Raw genomic sequence first — 18,405 nt, 5'->3', positions numbered from 1 at the left:
ACCCGGACCTCCAGCGAGTATCTCTTCGCATGTCGCTGATGTTGAGTACAATAATGCCGCCTGGATAATAAACCAGGACGCTTATACTCATCATCACAAGGCATATTGATATGGAAATCTTGTCGCAGAATAAATTTAGCTCACTGGGCATGTTGCTGGGCGCTATCGCCCTGGTGCTTGGGATAGTGCATTTCTCTTTTGGTCCTTTCTCTTCACCACCTCCATCCCTGGAAACGGTGGTTGCTGAGCAGGTCGCTGCCGTTAAAAAGGGCATTATTGCTGGCATAACCGGGAAAACGCCTGCAATCGCAGAAAACCGCACTCTGGATGTTGACCGGCTTCTCCATAATGGTGGGATTGTTCTTGCCATCGCCGGGTTGGGGCTCGCGTTCATCGGCGGTATGCGAAAGGAGAATCGCTGGGGCATACGTGGCGCTATGGCGTTTGCCGGAGGCACCTTGATCTTTCATACCGTACTGTTTGGCATCGGGGTTGTTTGCGCCATTATTGTGCTAATGGTGATCCTTTCCATAGTGAGTGGTGTTTTGCCGGGTATCTAGCCAGTCGGTAACGCCGGGCGGCGCTGTCGCTTGCCCGGCCTACGGTGTAACGCGGTTTGTAGGCCGGGTAAGGCGTGGTTGTGCGGTCTGATGCCCTCACCCTGGCCCTCTCCCACAGGGAGAGGGAACAAACATCAAAAACGGCAACGGGGTTGCCGTTTTGCTTTTACCTCCGCCACCCGGCGTGGCTTAGGCCTACCGTCGGGATCTCACCAGCTGATAGCGCCGGGTGATGTATTCGAACGGCGCACTCCAGACGTGGACCAGTCGGGTGAAGGGGAAGAGCAGGAAGATGGTCATCCCCAGCACCAGGTGGACGCGGAATATAAATGCTACCCCGGTCAGCATTTCAGACGAGCCCCCGCGGAAGGTGAAGATCCCCTGCGCCCAGCCGACCAGCTTCAGCATTTCGCTGCCGTCCGGGTATTGCGCCGAAAACGGAATGGTCGTCAGGCCGAGCACGCACTGGGTCAGCAGAATGCTCATGATGATAATATCCGGCGTGGTGGAGGTGGCGCGCACCCGCTGATTAAACAGGCGACGATACAACAGCATCGAGCCGCCAATCAGGGTCAGCACCCCGCAGATCCCCCCGGCAATCATCGCCAGCTGCTGCTTGACCGCCATCGGCAGGAACCAGGCGTACATCCAGTGCGGGGTTAACATCCCGAACAGGTGGCCGAAGAAAATCCCAATAATGCCGATGTGGAACAGGTTAGAGCCCCAGTTCATGCCGCGCTTGTCCAGCAGTTGGCTGGAGGAGGCGCGCCAGGTGTACTGGCCGTAGTCATACCGCAGCCAGCTGCCGAGGAAGAAGACCGCGGCGCAGATGTACGGATAAATATCAAAGAAAAAGACGTTCAGATGGTGTGTCATTTTGGGCCTCCGGCGCTGACGTCTACGTACTGCGGCGCGACGTCCTGGCTAAAGCGTCGTTGATATTGCTGCATGGGCGAGCTGTCGCACGCCGTGGCGTTATCCTCAATAAATTTCACCTGCTCCTCTTCCCAGACCGCATCCAGCGCCTGGCGGGTATCGTCCCGTTTTTCACCTGCCACCTGCTGCGTGACACTGTCACTGGAGAGTTTGCTGCCCGCGAACCTGAGCAGGGCGTCGAACAGCTGATAGTGCGCCACCTGGCGCTGTTTCAGCCGTCCGCCAATCAGGGCCAGGATCGGCGCGACGTTCTGCAATCCCTCCCGGGCCTGCGCCTCTGGCACAATGCTCAGATACTCCAGATAGAGCGGCAGATAGTCCGGCAGCTCGCGGCAGTCGAGCTGAAGCCCGGCCTGCTCGTACTGATTCATCAGGTCGACCATCGCCTGACCGCGATCCCGGGATTCGGCATGCACATGTTCAAACAGCAGCAGCGAGGTGGCGCGCCCACGTTCGAACACCTCGCACCACTCCGCCTGGCGATCGAGCAGCGGGGCATTAAGGTACTGCTGCGCAAACGGCAGCAGCCCCGGCGCGTCCTGCGCCACCAGTGAGATCGCCTCGTCGCGGCTCTCCCACAGCGCCTCGTCCGGATACTCAATCAGCAGGGCGATAATTTTGAGGATCTGCATCACTCTCCCTCCCCGTGTTCGCGCACCTCGGTGATGTTGATGGCATCGATGCGGCTGCTGTTGAACAGGTTGAATTTAGTGTCGGAGCCGTGGCAGCCGTCGCCGAAGGTAAACCCGCAGCCGTTTTTCTCCGGGAAGGCGTCACGGGCCATCTCCCGGTGGCTGGTCGGGATCACGAAGCGGTCCTCGTAGTTGGCGATGGCAAGATAGCGGTACATCTCCTCCACCTGCTCGACGCTGAGGCCCACTTCCTCGATGGCGCGGGTATCGGTCACGCCTTCCACGGTCTGGGAGCGTTTGTAGTGGCGCATCGCCATCATCCGTTTCAGGGCGCGCAGCACCGGGCCGGTATCGCCCGCGCTGAGCATATTGGCCAGATACTGCACCGGAATGCGCAGGCTTTCGACCGCCGGGAGAATGCTGTCGGTCTGCGGCAGACCACCGGCATCGGCATAGGACTGGATCGGTGACAGAGGTGGCACATACCAGACCATCGGCAGGGTGCGGTACTCAGGGTGCAGCGGCAGGGCCAGCTTCCAGTCCATCGCCATTTTGTAGACCGGGGAACGCTGCGCCGCGTCAATCACATTCTGCGGAATACCTTGTTTAACCGCCTCTTCGATGATTGCCGGGTCGTGCGGGTTGAGGAACACGTCGCACTGACGCTCATAGAGATCGGTTTCGTGTTCAGTGCTGGCCGCCTCTTCAATACGGTCGGCGTCATACAGCAGCACGCCGAGGTAGCGGATGCGTCCGACGCAGGTTTCCGAGCAGACGGTCGGTTGACCGGATTCGATACGCGGGTAGCAGAAGATGCATTTTTCTGACTTGCCGCTCTTCCAGTTGAAGTAGATCTTTTTGTACGGACAGCCGCTGATGCACAGACGCCAGCCGCGGCACTTGTCCTGGTCGATCAGTACGATGCCATCCTCTTCGCGCTTGTAGATCGCCCCGCTCGGGCAGGTCGCCGCACAGCTCGGGTTCAGGCAGTGCTCGCACAGGCGCGGGAGATACATCATGAAGGTGTTTTCGAACTGACCGTACATCTCCTTCTGCATCCGGTCGAAGTTGCGGTCCCGGGCGCGCTTCTCGAACTCGCCCCCCAGCAGCTCCTCCCAGTTCGGCCCCCATTTGATTTTGTCCATCCGTTTGCCGTCAATCAACGAGCGCGGGCGGGCGGTGGGCAGGTGATTGCCCTCCGGGGCGCGGTGCAGATCCTGATAGTCAAAGGTAAAGGGCTCGTAGTAGTCGTCGATCTGCGGCATCTGCGGGTTGGCGAAGATTTTTGACAGCACCCCCAGCTTGCCGCCGAGGCGCGGGGTCAGCTTGCCGGAGATGCCGCGGATCCAGCCGCCTTGCCACTGCTCCTGGTCCTCCCAGTTTTTCGGGTAGCCGATCCCCGGCTTGGTTTCGACGTTATTAAACCAGGCGTACTCCATGCCTTCGCGCCCGGTCCAGACGTTCTTGCAGGTCACCGAGCAGGTGTGACAGCCGATGCATTTGTCGAGATTGAGCACCATGCCAACCTGTGAGCGTATTTTCATTTTTTCGCCTCCTGTACCTGATCCCGACCTTCGCCATCCAGCCAGTTAATGTTTTTCATTTTGCGGATCATGATGAACTCGTCGCGGTTCGACCCTACGGTGCCGTAGTAGTTGAAGCCGTACGCCAGCTGGGCGTAACCGCCAATCATGTGGGTCGGTTTCGGGCAGATGCGGGTGACCGAGTTGTGGATCCCCCCGCGTCGTCCGGTCACTTCTGAACCCGGAATGTTCAGAATGCGCTCCTGGGCGTGGTACATCATGGTCATCCCCGGCGGCACGCGCTGGCTGACCACCGCGCGGGCGGTGAGGGCGCCGTTGGCATTGAAGCACTCGATCCAGTCGTTATCCTCAATGCCCAGCTCGCGAGCGTCGGTTTCGCTGATCCAGACAATCGGCCCCCCGCGCGACAGGGTCTGCATCAGCAGGTTTTCGCTGTAGGTGGAGTGGATGCCCCATTTCTGGTGCGGCGTCAGGAAGTTCAGCGCCTTCTCCGGGAAGCCGTTAGGTGGGATCTCGCGCATGTGGGTCACGCTGCGGGTATCAATCGGCGGACGATAGGCCACCAGACTCTCACCAAAGGCGCGCATCCACTGGTGATCCTGATACAGCTGCTGACGTCCGGAGAGGGTGCGCCACGGGATCAGCTCGTGGACGTTGGTATAGCCCGCGTTGTAGGAGACGTGCTCGCTCTCGATGCCGGACCAGGTCGGGCTGGAGATGATTTTGCGCGGCTGGGCCTGAATATCGCGGAAGCGGATCTTCTCGTCTTCCTTGTTCAGCGCCAGATGAGTGTGCTCGCGGCCGGTGAACTCGGCCAGCGCCTCCCAGGCTTTCACCGCCACCTGCCCATTGGTTTCCGGGGCGAGGGCGAGGATCACCTCCGAGGCGTCAATCGCCGTCTCGATGCGCGGACGGCCTTTCGCCGGGCCGTCGAGCTTGACGTAGTTGAGCTTGCCGAGGAAATCGACCTCGTCCTGAGTGTTCCACGAGATGCCTTTCCCGCCGTTGCCGAGCTTGTCCAGCAGCGGCCCGAGGGAAGTAAAACGCTCGTAGGTGTCCGGGTAGTTTCGCTCCACCACGGCAATGCCCGGGGCGGTTTTGCCCGGGATCAGGTCGCATTCTCCTTTGCGCCAGTCGGCAATGTCGAACGGCTGGGAGAGCTCCGCCGGGGAGTCGTGCTGCAGGGGCTGCAACACCACGTCGGTTTCGGTCCCCAGATGCCCGACGCAGACCTCGGAGAAGACTTTGGCGATGCCCTTATAGATCTCCCAGTCGCTGCGCGATTCCCAGGCCGGGTCCACTGCGGCGGAGAGCGGATGAATAAACGGATGCATATCCGAGGTATTCATATCGTCCTTCTCATACCAGGTGGCGGTCGGCAGGACGATATCCGAGAACAGGCAGGTGCTGGACATACGGAAATCGAGAGTTACCAGCAGATCCAGTTTCCCCTCGATGGCGGCGGTCTGCCACTCCACCTCTTCCGGCTTCACGTCATCGGTATTACCAAGGTCATCGCCCTGGATACCGCTCTCGGTGCCCAGCAGGTACTTGAGCATGTACTCGTGGCCTTTCCCGGAGGAGCCGAGCAGGTTTGAGCGCCAGACGAACAGGTTGCGCGGGTGGTTTTTCCCGTTGTCCGGCTGCTCGCAGGCCATGCGGATATCGCCGGATTTCAGCCCCTGGGCGGTGTATTCTTGCGGCGATATACCTGCCGCCTCCGCCTGGGCTTTGATGTGCAGCGGGTTAAGGTTCAGCTGCGGCGAAGAGGGCAGCCAGCCCATGCGCTCGGCGCGCACGTTAAAGTCGATCAGGTGTCCGGTGAATTTTGAGGCGTCCGCCAGGGGAGAGAGCAGCTCCCGGGCGGTGAGTTTTTCATAGCGCCACTGGCTGGCGTGATTGTAGAAGAACGAGGTGCTGTTCATCTGGCGCGGCGGACGGTTCCAGTCCAGCGCGAAGGCCAGCGGCAGCCAGCCGGTTTGCGGACGCAGCTTCTCCTGGCCGACATAGTGCGACCAGCCGCCGCCGCTTTTGCCCACGCAGCCACAGAAGACCAGCATGTTGATCATTCCCCGGTAGTTCATGTCCATGTGATACCAGTGGTTGACCCCGGCACCGAGAATGATCATCGACCGGCCATGGGTTTTGTGCGCCGTGTCGGCGAACTCCCGGGCGATCTGTTCGATGTGGCGACGCGGCACGCCGGTGATCTGCTCCCCCCAGGCCGGGGTATAGGCTTTGATCTCGGCGTAATCTTTTGCCGCGAGCTCATCCCCCAGGCCACGATCGAGGCCGTAGTTGGCCAGCACCAGATCGTAGACGCTGGCGACCTGCAGCTGGCGGCCATCGGCAAGGGTCAGGGTTTTCACCGGCAGCTGGCGGACCAGCACCGGCTCCTGCTTCACGCTGCGGAAATGCGGGTTCTCATTGCCGCCAAAGTAGGGGAAGGCCACGCCGGCGACGCTGTCGTGGGTGCCGAGCAGGGAGAGCGTCAGCTCGGTCTCCTGACCTGCCGCCTGGGGTTCGAGGTTCCATTTGCCTTTTTCGCCCCAGCGGAAGCCGATAGAGCCATTCGGCACCACCAGATCGCCGGTGGCGGTAAAGGCGACGGTTTTCCACTCCGGGTTATTGGCTTCGCCCAGCCCGTCGGCGAGGTCGGAGGCGCGCAGCATTCTGCCGGGTACCAGGCTGCCGTCCTCACGCGGATCGAGCATCACCAGCATCGGCATGTCGGTATAGCGACGGCAGTAGTTGAGGAAGTAGTCGCTCGGGTTATCGAGGTGGAACTCTTTCAGGATCACGTGGCCCATCGCCATCGCTAAAGCGCTGTCGGTACCCTGTTTCGGTGCCAGCCACTGGTCGCTGAGTTTCGCCACTTCCGAAAAGTCCGGGGTGATGGCGATAGTTTTGGTGCCTTTGTAGCGCACCTCGGTAAAGAAGTGGGCGTCCGGGGTACGGGTCTGCGGCACGTTGGAGCCCCAGGCGATGATGTAGCTGGAGTTGTACCAGTCGGCGGACTCCGGCACGTCGGTCTGCTCGCCCCAGGTCATCGGCGAGGCGGGCGGCAGGTCGCAGTACCAGTCGTAGAAGCTGAGGCAGGTGCCCCCCAGCAGGGAGAGATAGCGGGTGCCGGCGGCGTAAGAGACCATCGACATCGCCGGGATCGGCGAGAAGCCCGCCACCCGGTCCGGGCCGTAGTGTTTGATGGTCCAGACGTTGGCGGCGGCGATAAGCTGGTTCAGCTCTTTCCAGTTCGAGCGGATAAATCCGCCGTGACCGCGCGCCTGCTTGTAGCTCTGGCTCTTCTGCGGGTCATTCTGGATGGCATTCCAGGCCAGTACCGGATCGCTGTGCTGGGCCAGCGCCTCGCGCCACAGCTCAATCAGCTTGCGGCGCACCAGGGGGTACTTCAGGCGGTTGGCGCTGTAGAGATACCAGGAGTAGCTGGCCCCGCGCGGGCAGCCGCGCGGCTCGTGGTTCGGCAGGTCGGGGCGGGTGCGGGGGTAGTCGGTCTGCTGGGTTTCCCATGTCACCAGGCCATTCTTGACGTAGATCTTCCAGCTACAGGAGCCGGTACAGTTTACGCCGTGGGTGGATCGCACAATTTTGTCGAACTGCCATCGCTGGCGATAGCTATCCTCCCAGTCGCGGTTGGTGTGCATCACCTGACCGTGTCCATCCGCGAAGGTCTCGCCTTTGAGTTTGAAATAACGAAAGCGATCCAACAATTTACTCATGACGTTTCTCCTGACGGAGCGACTCCCGCCCCGTGGTTACACTGCTCACAAAAAATTGAACTACTCGTTATGATTTGACGTGCTTCTGACGACGGCCATACACCAGCCAGGTGATGAACACGCAGACGATGTAGAACACCAGGAAGACCTTCATCGCCCCTACCGGCGAGCCGGTCATTGCCAGCGAGGTGCCGAAGGCTTTGGGGATGAAGAACCCGCCGACGGCGCCGATGGCCGAGATAAAGCCCAGCGCAGCGGCGGTGTCGGTAACAGCCTCTTTCTGGGCCTGCTCGTCCGTGCCGCCGTGCAGTTTGACTCTATAGACGGTGATTTGCCGGAAGATGACAGCGATCATCTGGAAGGTGGAGCCGCTGCCGAGCCCGGCGGTGAGGAACAGCCCCATAAACACCAGATAAAAGGCGGTAAAGTTGCCGGAGCCGGTGCCCGGCAGGGTGAAGAACAGCAGGGCGCTGAACACCGCCATAAAAACGAAGTTCACCAGCGTGACGCGCACTCCGCCGAGCTTATCGGAGATCACCCCGCCGGCAGAGCGCGCCAGAGCGCCGATCAGCGGGCCAAAGAAGGCCAGATGCAGGATATTGACGTCCGGGAACTGGGTTTTCGACAGCATGGCGAAGCCGGCGGAAAATCCTATAAAGGAGCCGAAGGTTGCCAGATAGAGCAGGCTCAGCAGCCACAGGTGCAGGCGCTTCAGCACCGGCAGCTGGCTGGCTATGGTCGCCTTCGAGCTGGCGATATCGTTCATGCCGAAGAAGGCGGCAAGGGTCGCCAGCAGCAGCAGCGGGGCCCAGATCCAGGCGGCATTGGCGAGGAACAGCGTCGAGCCATCCTCCTGCGGTACGCCGTGGACCCCGAGGAAGGTAAACATCGGCAGGAAGATCACCACCGGGGCCGCCATCTGCATCACGCTGACGCCCAGATTGCCCAGCCCGCCGTTAATGCCCAGCGCGCTGCCCTGTTTGGCTTTGGGGAAGAAAAAGCTGATGTTGCCCATGCTGGAGGCAAAGTTCGCCCCGGCAAAACCGCACAGCAGGGCGATAGTGATAAATACCGCATAAGGGGTAGCCGGGTTTTGCACCGCAATACCGAGCCAGACGCAGGGAATAATCAGAATAACGGTGCTTAATACTGTCCAGTAGCGGCCACCAAATATGGGCACCATAAAGGAGTAGGGGACGCGTAATATGGCCCCGGAGAGTGAAGGCAGGGCGGTTAACATAAACAGCTGATCGGTGGTGAAATTAAAACCCACCTTATTCAGATTTACCGCCACCGCGCTAAATAACATCCAGACGCAAAATGCCAGCAGCAGACAGGCAACCGAAATAACTAAATTTCGTCGCGCAATCGGTTTGCCTTTATTTTCCCAAAATGCCGCGTTTTCCGGTTTCCAGTTGCTTAACAAATAATGATTATTCTTCTCAGCTTGTTGTGACATATTACCCTCTTGCGTATCCGTAAATGGCAGAAAGAGAAATACAATCAGGCAGTTGCCTGAATTTTTGATGAGAAATTATTAGATGTGTTTTGGGAGTCTTCTGAAAGGATAGAGAAAAAAAGCGAACCCATGAGTTTATAAGGGAGAAGAGGGTCCGCTTAATGTGTTACAAATCGTAACAGTTAAGTAAGGCTGATGATTAACCCAGTTCCAGGGTAATAAGCGTCTCAAGATGTCGATTAAACGCGGCGTCATCCATTTCCGGCATGGATAAAACGTATAAGCCATCCAGCCCGCAGACCAGACCAATCAGCCGCCAGGCAATGTTTTCAGGAGTGTCTTTCAGCCTGAAGGCGTTCTGTTGTTCACCCGTCCGTATGATGGCGACCGTCTCCTGATGCCACATCTCCATGGTTAACACATAAGCGCCTTTTATTTCTGCATCGCGGGCGGCTAGCAGCTGGGCTTCCCGCCACAGACGAATATAGGGTTCAAAACTACGGTCGTCGCTGCCGAGCATGGCATGCAGCTTTTCGCGCCAGCTGGCGTTTTCTGCCACCACCTCAGCATCCAGCAGATCGCGGATCAGGCGGATAAAGGCCTGTGACTTGAGTTCGCCTGCGGAGGCAAAATGGTGATGGACCTGACCCGTCGCCACTTTCGCTTCGGTGGCGATCCGTCTTACGGTCATCGCGGTAAAGCCGTCGCTCAGCGCCACGCGCATCGCCGCCTGCATGATCTCTTCCCGCCGCTCGACCTTGCTCAGATAGCTCATTCTTTTCACTCTCAACTGGGGGACAACGAGTGTAACAAAAAAGCTGGACACGCGTTCAACTTTCCGTAGGATCGCAAACTGGACATGTGTCCAGGTTTGGAAAATAAGGATAGTTATGTTTCGTCAGTGGTTAGCGTTAGTGATTATTGTGCTGGTCTACATCCCGGTTGCGATTGATGCCACAGTGCTCCACGTCGCCGCCCCGACGCTGAGCATGACCCTGGCTGCCAGCGGCAATGAATTGCTGTGGATCATTGATATCTACTCGCTGGTGATGGCCGGGATGGTATTGCCGATGGGGGCGCTCGGGGATCGCATCGGCTTTAAGCGGCTGCTGATAATGGGCAGCACCCTGTTTGGCCTCTCGTCGCTGGCGGCGGCGTTTGCCCCGACTGCGGGGTGGCTGATTGCCGCGCGGGCCTCGCTGGCCATCGGGGCGGCGATGATCATTCCCGCTACGCTTGCCGGGATCCGCACGCTGTTTCCGGATGCGCGCCAGCGCAATATTGCCCTTGGGGTCTGGGCCGCGGTGGGGTCCGGCGGGGCGGCTTTTGGCCCGCTGGTGGGCGGGATGCTGCTGGCGCACTTCTACTGGGGATCGGTATTTTTGATCAACGTGCCGATTGTGCTGCTGGTGGTCTCCCTGGCGGCGCGGTTTGTTCCGGCCCAGCAGGGGCGACCTGAGCAGCCGCTGAACATCACCCATGCCCTGATGCTGATCGTGGCTATTTTGCTGCTGGTCTTCAGCGCCAAAACGGCCCTGAAAGGGGAGCTCTCCCCGTGGCTGGTGGCGGGCACGCTGCTGATCGGGGCGGCCATGTTGTGGACCTTTGTCCGCATCCAGCTGCGCGCCCCTACACCGATGATCGACATTCGCCTGTTCGGCCACCGCATTATTCTCAGCGGCGTGGTGATGGCGATGACGGCGATGATCGCCCTGGTGGGGTTTGAACTGCTGATGGCCCAGGAGCTGCAGTTCGTGCACGGCTTCACCCCGTTTGAGGCGGGGATGTTTATGCTGCCGGTGATGGTTGCCAGCGGCTTTAGCGGCCCGATTGCCGGGGTGCTGGTGGGCCGTCTGGGGCTGCGGATCGTGGCGACCGGCGGCATGGGATTAAGTGCGCTCAGCTTTACCGGGCTGTCGACGCTCGATTTCAGCACCCAGCAGTGGCAGGCCTGGTGCCTGATGGTGCTGCTGGGCTTTAGCGCGGCGAGCGCGCTGCTGGCGTCGACCTCGGCGATCATGGCCGCCGCGCCGAAAGAGAAGGCCGCCGCGGCTGGGGCGATTGAAACCATGTCCTACGAGCTGGGAGCCGGGCTGGGGATCGCGATCTTTGGTCTGCTCCTGACCCGCAGTTTCTCGGCGTCGATAGCATTGCCGTCGGGGCTGGATGCTTCACGGGCGGAACAAGCTTCATCTTCCATCGGTGAGGCGGTGAAGGTGGCTCAGGATCTGACGCCGTCGCTGGCGGAGTCGGTGATAGAAGCGGCGAAAACCGCGTTTATCACCTCGCACAGCGTGGCGCTGGGCAGCGCAGGCGCGATGTTAACGGTGCTGGCGATCGGGATTTGGTTTAGCCTGGCGAGGGTCGCGCAGCGGTAAAAACCTGCCCGGCGGCGCTGCGCTTGCCGGGCCTACGGTGTGCTCCCTCTCCCTGTGGGAGAGGGCTGGGGTGAGGGCAACCGGCCGCACAAAATTACGAATCGTAGGCCGGATAAGCGCAGCGCATCCGGCGTTTTATTCCGGGAAACTTCAGACCATGAATACTTCAGGTCCTTTTACATCAATGATATTGATGATACGTAGGGCCGCTTTGTTGGGCTTACTTTCATTGCGCTCCCATTTGGACACGCTTTCAACCGACATTCCGGTTGTTATTGCCAGGGCCGCCTGAGACATGTTGTAGCGCGTTCGGACTTCTTTAATCTCTCCACCGGTCATTTCGCGTACCGCCGGGATGTTACGGGCAGCCACTGCGGCATCGATGGATGCCACCGTCTCATCTTTCACAACACCTAATTTGTTGTAACGCTGAGCCATGCCCTGAATACGTTTCAGTCGTTCAGTCATCACAAGTTACCTCTAATCATGAAAAAACACGATTGCCCGCGTGCAATCATGCAGACTGACGCCTGGCAGGGCAAGCCGCTTTTTATAATTATATTTACTTAAACAGTGATACGTTTTTTGCCCGGCGACGCTGCGCTTGCCGGGCCTACGAAGGCAGAAACGGCGCGAACTGTAGGCCGGATAAGCGCAGTGCATCCGGCGTTTTTTTACGGCTCCTGCGCTGCGCTCAGCACGCTATGCAGCAGCACATTGGCGCCTTTCTCTGACCATTCCGGCAGGATCTTTTCCGCTTCGTTATGGCTGATGCCCTTCACGCAGGGGATAAAGATCATGCTGGCCGGCGCGATTTTGCTGATATAGCAGGTATCGTGCCCGGCACCGGACACCATCGGTTTTGCCGAATAGCCTAATGCAGCCACTGCCTGCTCGCTGCGCGCCAGGCAGGCGGCATCAAAGTTGATGGGCGCATAATCGAAAATACGCTCCACCTCTGCCGTGATGCCGCGCGCGGCAAGGCTCTCCGCCGCCTGGTGCAGGGCGGCTTCCATCGCCACCAGCGCCTCGCTTTGCGGATGACGGAACTCGACGCTGCACACCACCCGGGACGGAACCACGTTGCGCGAGTTCGGGGTGATTTCCGCCATCCCAATCGTCGCCCGACCGTCAGGCGCATGCTGATAGCCAATAGCTTCCACCTTCAGCGCCAGCTCCGCAAAGGCGGTTAAGGCGTCACGGCGGTTGTGCATCGGTGTGGTACCCGCATGGGCAGCGAAACCGTCGAGGGTGATGGTAAACCAGCGCTGGCCCATTGCTGCACGCACCAGCCCGATATCCACGGCTTCATCTTCCAGGATTGGCCCCTGTTCGATATGCAGCTCGTAGCAGGCGTGGATCGGGAAGGCGCGGGCAGGGCGCTCGCCGCGATAGCCGATAGCTTCCAGCGCTTCACGCACCGTGATTTTTGCGCTGTCGGTACGGGCATAAGCAAACTCCTGCGAGAGTTGCCCGGCCCAGACGCCGGAGGCCAGCATCGCCGGGGCAAAACGCGCCCCTTCTTCGTTGGTCCAGTTCACCAGCACGATATCGCGCTCGGTTTCAACCTGATGGTCGTTCAGGGTGCGCAGCAGCTCCAGCCCGGCCAGCACGCCGTAGATCCCGTCATAGTTACCGCCGAGGGGCTGGGAATCCACGTGCGAGCCGGTCATCACCGGGGGGAGAGTGGGATTCTTGCCCGCACGGCGGATAAACATATTGCCCATGCTGTCGACGTCACAGGAAAACCCCGCCTCCCGCGCCCAGTCGCGCAGCAGGTTGCGGGCTATCCGGTCTTCATCGCTTAACGCCAGACGGGTGACGCCTCCGGCGGGGGTGCCGCCGATGTGCGCCATCCTCTCCAGCGTCGACCATAGCCGGTCGGCGTTCACGCGGATCATGCTTTGTCCTTCGTGCTGCGGTAGCGGAAGTCACAGCACTTGCCGCCCTGCATGATGGTGGTGGTGCGGGTCAGCTCCACGTCCGGCGCGTAACCGACGATGAATTTCTCATCACGGGCGCACGACAGCAGGTGGCCGATCTCGCCCAGGCCCATCTCGTGATACATCTCGGCATAGCGGCAGCGGGTGACGTTGTAGTTGTACTGCTGGTCGTCGGCGTCGATCACCTTCACGTCCAGCGCGTTATCTTTCTCCCACAGATATTGCAGGGCGATAAAGCTCTTCACGTCCGCGCCGTTCGGCTCCTGGTTGGCAAATTCTTTGCCGGCGTTAATGGCGGCCTGCTCAAGGGCCTCACCAATCACCGCCTGGGCGCGGGTCTTGCCGATCTCGCGCACCAAGATCTCGTAAATTGGCTTAATAATTTCTGCTTCAATTTTGCGGCGGGCGAGAATGCCCAGCTCATTATTATCACTCATCACATTGCCTCACTGCGTTACTTAGCTTTTGCGCCGCCGAGTACGGTTTGCGGCTGCCATTTGCCGTCGACCACTTTATAGACGGTGAACGACGGGGCTTTCAGGTTGCCCTGATCATCAAAGGCGATCTGCCCGGTGACGCCGGAATAGCTGATGGCGCGCAGGGCCGGCAGGTACTCGGCCGGATCCACCGAGTCGGCTTTCTCCATCGCCGCCACCAGCACGCGCGTCGCGTCATAGGCGAACGGGGCGTGCAGTTCGATATGGGTGTGGTAGCGGGACTGATACGCCTGTTCGAACGCTTTGCCGCCAGGCATCTGGTCCACCGGCAGGCCCGGCTCCAGCGCCACCACGCCTTCACCCTCTTTTTGCGCCAGCTGCAGGAAGGTCTGGCTGACAAAGCCGCCCGCGCCCATCAGGGTGGCGTTCATCCCCAGCTGTTTGATACGACGCGCCAGCGGTGCCGCCTGGCTGTCCACGCCGCCGAAGAAGATCAGGTCGGCGTTTTTGCTGCGAATGGCGGTCAACACGGCGCTAAAGTCGACGGTTTTGTCGTCAACGTACTGGCGGTCGACAATCTTCACGCCCTGAGCTTCCAGGGATTTAATAAACTCGTCGGCCAGCCCCTGACCGAAGGCGGTACGGTCGTCGATCACCGCAATGCGTTTGGCTTTCAGGGTGTCGATGGCGTACTGCCCGGCAAACTGGCCGCCGTCATCGTCGTGGCCCATCACGCGGAAGCTGGTGTCGAAGCCCTGTTTGGTATAGGCGTGACCGGTCGCGACTGGAGCCACCTGGGCGATACCAGCATCGTGATAGACGCGTGCCGCCGGGATGCTGGTGCCGGTGTTCCAGTGTCCGACCACGCCCGCCACGTCACTGTCCACCAGACGCTGGGCCACGGCCACTGCGGTACGGGGATCCGACTGGTCATCTTCGGACTGCAGTTTGAAGGTCACCGCTTTGCCGCCGATGGTCGGGTGCTGCTTGTTGATGTCGTCAATCGCCAGCTGGGCGCCGTTCTCCAGATCCTTACCGATACGGGCAGACGGGCCGGTGAGCGGGCCCGCCAGGCCAATCACCACGGTTTCGCTGTCGGCGGCCCAGGCTCCGGTTGAGGCAAACCCGCTGAGCAGAATAGCGGCGCTGAGGGCGCTGATTTTTACGGTTTTCATTGTTATTCCCTGATGTTGGTGTGTTAAACGGGCATTTCGCCCAAATAAATCTGTGCAATCTGGCCATCGTCGAGCATCGCTTTCGATTCGCCATGATGAACGATGCTGCCGCTGTCCATCACCCACGCCTGGTCGGTCACTTCCAGCGCCAGGCGGGCGTTCTGCTCGATCAGCAGCAGGGCGACGCCGCGCTCGCGCAGCCCGGCGATCACCGCAAAAATGTTCTCCACCATCTTCGGCGCGAGGCCCATCGACGGCTCGTCGAGGATCAGCAGGCGCGGTCGGCTGAGCAGGGCGCGGTTTAGGGCCAACAGCTGCTGTTCCCCGCCGGAGAGCAGCCCGGCCAGCTGGTGCTGACGTTCGCCGAGGCGCGGGAAACGGTCGAAAATCTCGTCCATCTCCTGCTTGACTGTGACAGTGTCACGGCGCAGCCAGGAGCCCATCTGCAGGTTCTCCAGCACCGTCATGCGTGCGAAGATGCCGCGGCCTTCCGGGACCATCACCAGCCCGTCGCGCAGCAGCGCTTCGGCTTTCTGTTTGCGCACCGGCTTGCCGTTAAATTCGATATTGCCGCCAAAACGCTCCAGCCCGGTGATGGCCCGTACGGAGGAGCTTTTACCCGCGCCGTTAGCACCGATCAGCGTGGCCTGTTCGCCTTCACGCAGGCTAAAGGAGACGTCGCGGACCGCCTGGATCCCGCCGTAATGCACGTCGAGACGTTCCACTTTGAGTAATTCAGACATGGGCATTGCCTCCCAGCCAGGCGGCGATCACCGCCGGGTCGCGTCGCACGCTGTCCGGGGTGCCGCTGGCCAGCGTTTTGCCGTAATCCAGTACCGTCAGGCGATCGCAGATGCCCATCACCAGCTTCACATCGTGTTCAATCATCAGCAGGGTTTTACCGTCATCACGTATGCGGATCAGCAGTTCGCCGAGGGTGCCTTTTTCGGCGGCATTCATCCCAGCGGCGGGTTCATCCAGCGCCAGCAGCAGCGGATCGGTAGCCAGCGCCCGGGCGATCTCCAGCCGCCGCTGATGGCCATACGCCAGATCGCAGGCGCGGTAGTGGGCGAACTTCGCAATGCCGGTGTACTCCAGCCAGTGCCAGGCCTGCTCCAGGGTCTGCGCCTCTTCTTCCCGGGCGCGCTTGTGACGGCTCAGCGCCGCCCACAGCCCGTTGCGGGTCCGCACGTGGCGACCCACCATCACGTTTTCCAGCACCGACATCTCGTTAAACAGCCGCACGTTCTGGAAGGTGCGGGCGATGCCTGCGGCGGTAACTTTCTCGATCTGCGTCGGGAAGTAGGGTTTATCGGCAATGGCGAACTCCCCGCTGTCGGCCGGATAGAGCCCGGTGATCAGGTTAAAGCAGGTAGTTTTGCCCGCGCCGTTAGGGCCAATCAGGCCGTAGATCTCGCCCTTGTTAATCGACAGCGAGACGTTATCGACCGCCGTCAGGCCGCCAAAGCGTTTGGACATATTGTTTACGGTTAACAGGCTCATGCTTGCACCTCCTTGTGGCGCTTCGGCCAGATTCCCGACGGGCGAACCAGCATCACGCCCACCAGTGCCAGGCCGTAGAACAGCTGACGCAGGATCTCCGGGTCAATCAGCACCGAACCAAACAGCGCCTGCTGCACCGGGGCCGCCTGGCTGCGCAGTAGCTCCGGCAGGGCGGTGAGCAGCACCGCGCCGAGGATCACGCCCGGGATATGGCCCATCCCGCCCAGCACCACCATCGCCAGTACCGCAATGGACTCCTGTAACGTGAAGGATTCCGGGGAGACAAAGCCCTGGAAGGCACCGAACAGCGCCCCGGCCACGCCGCCAAAGGAGGCACCCATGGCGAAGGCCAGCAGCTTAAAGTTGCGCACGTTGATGCCCATCGCCCGGGCGACGTCTTCATCTTCGCGGATGGCGTGCCACGCCCGGCCAATGCGCGAGTGTTGCAGGCGCAGGCAGACAAAAATGATCCCGACAATCACCAGCATCAGCAGGTAGTACCACAGCCACAGGGCCGGGACTTTGACGCCGAACCAGTGGTAAACCCCGCTGAACTTGAGGCCGAACAGGTTGAGGGTATCGACACCGGTAATGCCTTTGGCGCCGTTGGTGATGTTCACCGGGCGGTCGAGGTTACGCATCAGGATGCGGATGATCTCCCCGAATCCGAGGGTGACGATGGCCAGATAATCCCCGCGCAGCTTCAACGTCGGGGCACCGAGCAGAATGCCGCACACCGCCGCGACCAGCGCCGCAATGGGGATAATCAGCAGATAAGAGGTGTGCAGCCCGTCCGGGAACCAGAGGTTGAGGATCGGGAACACCTCCGCCAGATGCGGGGAGGCCAGCAGCGCCGCCAGATAGGCCCCGACGGCGTAGAAGGCGATAAAGCCCATATCCAGCAGGCCGGTGTAGCCGACCACGATATTCAGCCCCAGGGCCAACATGATGTAGAGCAGGGCGAAGTCGATCACCCGCACCCAGTAGTTGCCGCCCAGTTGGGTAGCCACTACCGGTGCAAGGATCAGGGCAAGGACAAACAGCGTCATGCCGGACCAGAGTTTACGGCGGGTTGCCGGTGTTTTGAGTTCAATGGCAGTCATATTTTTCCCTTACGCCCTGTGCGCCACGCGCTCGCCCAGCAGACCCGCCGGACGGAAGACCAGCACCAGAATCAGCACGATAAAGGCAAACACATCCTGATAATTACTGCCGAACACGCCGTTCGTCAGCTCGCCCAGATAGCCCGCGCCCAGCGCTTCGATAATGCCCAGCAGGATCCCGCCAATCATCGCCCCGCGAATGTTGCCGATGCCGCCAAGTACCGCTGCGGTAAAGGCTTTGATCCCGGGCAGGAAGCCCATCGAGAAGCTGGCGTTGCCGTAGTTGCTGGCCATCATCACCCCCGCCAGCGCGGCAAAAATGCCGCCGATGGCAAAGGTCAGGGTGATGATCGCATTAGGATTGACCCCCATCAGGGTGGCGACCCGTGGGTTTTCCGCCACCGCGCGCATACCGCGGCCGAGGCGGGTGTACTCCACCAGCAGCCACAGGCCGGTCATGACGATCAGGGCCAGCGCCACGGTCACGATGCCGGTGACGGTGACAATCGCCGGAGGATGCGCTTCGCTGCCCGCGGTGATGGCAATCGGGTCCATCGGCAGGATCTGCGGGAACATCAGCGGATTACGTGACCAGACAATCATCGCCACGGTTTGCAGCAGCACCGATACGCCAATCCCGGAGATCAGCGGTGCCAGCCGTGGGGCATTACGCAGGCGGCGATAGGCAAAGCGCTCAACCGCCATCGCCAACAGGGCGCAGACCGCCATGGCGATCAGCAGCGCAAAGCCGAGCTGCAGCAGCTGCGGCATGGCCGGGAAATAACCGTTGAGGAGATTCAGGGCCGACAGGGTGGTCAGCGCCCCGACCATCAAAATATCGCCGTGGGCGAAGTTAATAATGCGCAAAATGCCATACACCATGGTATAGCCCAGCGCGATCAGCGCGTAGATGCTGCCCAGCATCACACCGTTGATCAGTTGTTGTATGAGAGTGTCCAACGTTCCTACCCGACAAATTGCTCTTTTCAGCGGGTAAC

Annotated in this window: 16 protein-coding genes; 2 read left to right on the top strand and 14 right to left on the bottom strand. The window is 60.4% G+C overall.

Annotated features, from left to right (window positions below; genetic code table 11):
• Positions 1 to 110: 110 nt before the first annotated feature.
• Positions 111 to 560, top strand: coding sequence for a hypothetical protein (locus G7090_RS11475; protein WP_166182488.1), 450 nt, complete (start codon positions 111 to 113; stop codon positions 558 to 560).
• A 195-nt stretch (positions 561 to 755) separates the two neighbouring features.
• On the opposite strand, the gene narI is transcribed toward G7090_RS11475, so the two are convergent.
• The 6 genes from narI to G7090_RS11445 form a co-directional block, all read right to left on the bottom strand.
• Complete coding sequence (gene narI, locus G7090_RS11470) at positions 756 to 1,436, bottom strand: respiratory nitrate reductase subunit gamma (RefSeq protein WP_106992911.1); 681 nt, start codon at positions 1,434 to 1,436, stop codon at positions 756 to 758.
• Positions 1,433 to 2,128, bottom strand: coding sequence for a nitrate reductase molybdenum cofactor assembly chaperone (gene narW, locus G7090_RS11465; protein ID WP_166182487.1), 696 nt, complete (start codon positions 2,126 to 2,128; stop codon positions 1,433 to 1,435). Before narW ends, narI begins: the two co-directional genes overlap by 4 nt.
• The gene (narH, locus tag G7090_RS11460) at positions 2,128 to 3,672 is read right to left on the bottom strand and encodes a nitrate reductase subunit beta (RefSeq protein WP_142489509.1); all 1,545 of its coding nucleotides are present in this window, start codon (positions 3,670 to 3,672) and stop codon (positions 2,128 to 2,130) included. Before narH ends, narW begins: the two co-directional genes overlap by 1 nt.
• Positions 3,669 to 7,409 (bottom strand): nitrate reductase subunit alpha, encoded by a 3,741-nt coding sequence (locus tag G7090_RS11455; RefSeq protein ID WP_166182486.1) that lies wholly within the window; start codon positions 7,407 to 7,409, stop codon positions 3,669 to 3,671. Before G7090_RS11455 ends, narH begins: the two co-directional genes overlap by 4 nt.
• A gap of 67 nt (positions 7,410 to 7,476) precedes the next feature.
• On the bottom strand, positions 7,477 to 8,868 hold the full coding sequence (locus G7090_RS11450) for a NarK family nitrate/nitrite MFS transporter (protein ID WP_166182485.1): 1,392 nt from the start codon (positions 8,866 to 8,868) through the stop codon (positions 7,477 to 7,479).
• A gap of 199 nt (positions 8,869 to 9,067) precedes the next feature.
• Positions 9,068 to 9,643 carry a TetR family transcriptional regulator gene (locus tag G7090_RS11445; protein ID WP_166182484.1) on the bottom strand — a complete coding sequence of 192 codons (576 nt, stop codon included), beginning with the start codon at positions 9,641 to 9,643 and terminating at the stop codon, positions 9,068 to 9,070.
• A 115-nt stretch (positions 9,644 to 9,758) separates the two neighbouring features.
• On the opposite strand from G7090_RS11445, the gene G7090_RS11440 reads away from it, so the two are divergent.
• The gene (locus G7090_RS11440; protein WP_166182483.1) at positions 9,759 to 11,246 is read left to right on the top strand and encodes an MFS transporter; all 1,488 of its coding nucleotides are present in this window, start codon (positions 9,759 to 9,761) and stop codon (positions 11,244 to 11,246) included.
• 150 nt (positions 11,247 to 11,396) lie between these two features.
• Here the strand turns inward: G7090_RS11440 and G7090_RS11435 are convergent, their stop codons facing one another.
• The 8 genes from G7090_RS11435 to G7090_RS11400 form a co-directional block, all read right to left on the bottom strand.
• Positions 11,397 to 11,714 (bottom strand): DNA-binding transcriptional regulator, encoded by a 318-nt coding sequence (locus G7090_RS11435; protein WP_166182482.1) that lies wholly within the window; start codon positions 11,712 to 11,714, stop codon positions 11,397 to 11,399.
• Between the two features lie 206 nt (positions 11,715 to 11,920).
• Entirely contained in the window at positions 11,921 to 13,147 is a 1,227-nt protein-coding gene (locus tag G7090_RS11430; RefSeq protein ID WP_166182481.1) for a Zn-dependent hydrolase, read from the bottom strand.
• Positions 13,144 to 13,626: an L-2-amino-thiazoline-4-carboxylic acid hydrolase gene (locus tag G7090_RS11425; protein WP_166182480.1), complete on the bottom strand. Its 483-nt coding sequence runs from the start codon at positions 13,624 to 13,626 to the stop codon at positions 13,144 to 13,146. The genes G7090_RS11430 and G7090_RS11425 overlap by 4 nt, the downstream gene beginning before the upstream one ends.
• Positions 13,627 to 13,643: 17 nt before the next feature.
• Positions 13,644 to 14,801 (bottom strand): branched-chain amino acid ABC transporter substrate-binding protein, encoded by a 1,158-nt coding sequence (locus tag G7090_RS11420; protein WP_106992902.1) that lies wholly within the window; start codon positions 14,799 to 14,801, stop codon positions 13,644 to 13,646.
• 23 nt (positions 14,802 to 14,824) lie between these two features.
• Positions 14,825 to 15,544, bottom strand: coding sequence for an ABC transporter ATP-binding protein (locus G7090_RS11415; protein ID WP_166182479.1), 720 nt, complete (start codon positions 15,542 to 15,544; stop codon positions 14,825 to 14,827).
• The gene (locus G7090_RS11410) at positions 15,537 to 16,304 is read right to left on the bottom strand and encodes an ABC transporter ATP-binding protein (protein ID WP_106992900.1); all 768 of its coding nucleotides are present in this window, start codon (positions 16,302 to 16,304) and stop codon (positions 15,537 to 15,539) included. The genes G7090_RS11415 and G7090_RS11410 overlap by 8 nt, the downstream gene beginning before the upstream one ends.
• Complete coding sequence (locus G7090_RS11405; protein WP_106992899.1) at positions 16,301 to 17,407, bottom strand: branched-chain amino acid ABC transporter permease; 1,107 nt, start codon at positions 17,405 to 17,407, stop codon at positions 16,301 to 16,303. Before G7090_RS11405 ends, G7090_RS11410 begins: the two co-directional genes overlap by 4 nt.
• A 9-nt stretch (positions 17,408 to 17,416) precedes the next feature.
• Positions 17,417 to 18,367, bottom strand: a complete 951-nt coding sequence (locus G7090_RS11400) for a branched-chain amino acid ABC transporter permease (RefSeq protein WP_166182478.1) — start codon at positions 18,365 to 18,367, stop codon at positions 17,417 to 17,419.
• Between the last annotated feature and the right edge of the window lie 38 nt (positions 18,368 to 18,405).

The sequence above is a fragment of the Leclercia sp. 29361 genome (assembly GCF_011290365.1).
In the GTDB taxonomy this organism is placed as follows: Bacteria; Pseudomonadota; Gammaproteobacteria; order Enterobacterales; family Enterobacteriaceae; genus Enterobacter; species Enterobacter tamurae.
The sequence above is the reverse complement of the archived record's forward strand: the minus strand, read 5'-3'. Positions and strand labels throughout refer to the sequence as shown.

What these genes read in the sequence shown, in the direction of transcription:
- G7090_RS11440 (WP_166182483.1), top strand. Translation starts at nt 9,759, where the DNA reads ATGTTTCGTCAGTGGTTAGCGTTAGTGATTATTGTGCTGGTCTACATC.
- G7090_RS11435 (WP_166182482.1), bottom strand. Translation starts at nt 11,714, where the DNA reads ATGACTGAACGACTGAAACGTATTCAGGGCATGGCTCAGCGTTACAAC.
- narH (WP_142489509.1), bottom strand. Translation starts at nt 3,672, where the DNA reads ATGAAAATACGCTCACAGGTTGGCATGGTGCTCAATCTCGACAAATGC.
- G7090_RS11450 (WP_166182485.1), bottom strand. Translation starts at nt 8,868, where the DNA reads ATGTCACAACAAGCTGAGAAGAATAATCATTATTTGTTAAGCAACTGG.
- G7090_RS11475 (WP_166182488.1), top strand. Translation starts at nt 111, where the DNA reads ATGGAAATCTTGTCGCAGAATAAATTTAGCTCACTGGGCATGTTGCTG.
- narW (WP_166182487.1), bottom strand. Translation starts at nt 2,128, where the DNA reads ATGCAGATCCTCAAAATTATCGCCCTGCTGATTGAGTATCCGGACGAG.
- G7090_RS11445 (WP_166182484.1), bottom strand. Translation starts at nt 9,643, where the DNA reads ATGAGCTATCTGAGCAAGGTCGAGCGGCGGGAAGAGATCATGCAGGCG.
- G7090_RS11430 (WP_166182481.1), bottom strand. Translation starts at nt 13,147, where the DNA reads ATGATCCGCGTGAACGCCGACCGGCTATGGTCGACGCTGGAGAGGATG.
- G7090_RS11420 (WP_106992902.1), bottom strand. Translation starts at nt 14,801, where the DNA reads ATGAAAACCGTAAAAATCAGCGCCCTCAGCGCCGCTATTCTGCTCAGC.
- narI (WP_106992911.1), bottom strand. Translation starts at nt 1,436, where the DNA reads ATGACACACCATCTGAACGTCTTTTTCTTTGATATTTATCCGTACATC.
- G7090_RS11410 (WP_106992900.1), bottom strand. Translation starts at nt 16,304, where the DNA reads ATGAGCCTGTTAACCGTAAACAATATGTCCAAACGCTTTGGCGGCCTG.
- G7090_RS11425 (WP_166182480.1), bottom strand. Translation starts at nt 13,626, where the DNA reads ATGAGTGATAATAATGAGCTGGGCATTCTCGCCCGCCGCAAAATTGAA.
- G7090_RS11415 (WP_166182479.1), bottom strand. Translation starts at nt 15,544, where the DNA reads ATGTCTGAATTACTCAAAGTGGAACGTCTCGACGTGCATTACGGCGGG.
- G7090_RS11455 (WP_166182486.1), bottom strand. Translation starts at nt 7,409, where the DNA reads ATGAGTAAATTGTTGGATCGCTTTCGTTATTTCAAACTCAAAGGCGAG.
- G7090_RS11405 (WP_106992899.1), bottom strand. Translation starts at nt 17,407, where the DNA reads ATGACTGCCATTGAACTCAAAACACCGGCAACCCGCCGTAAACTCTGG.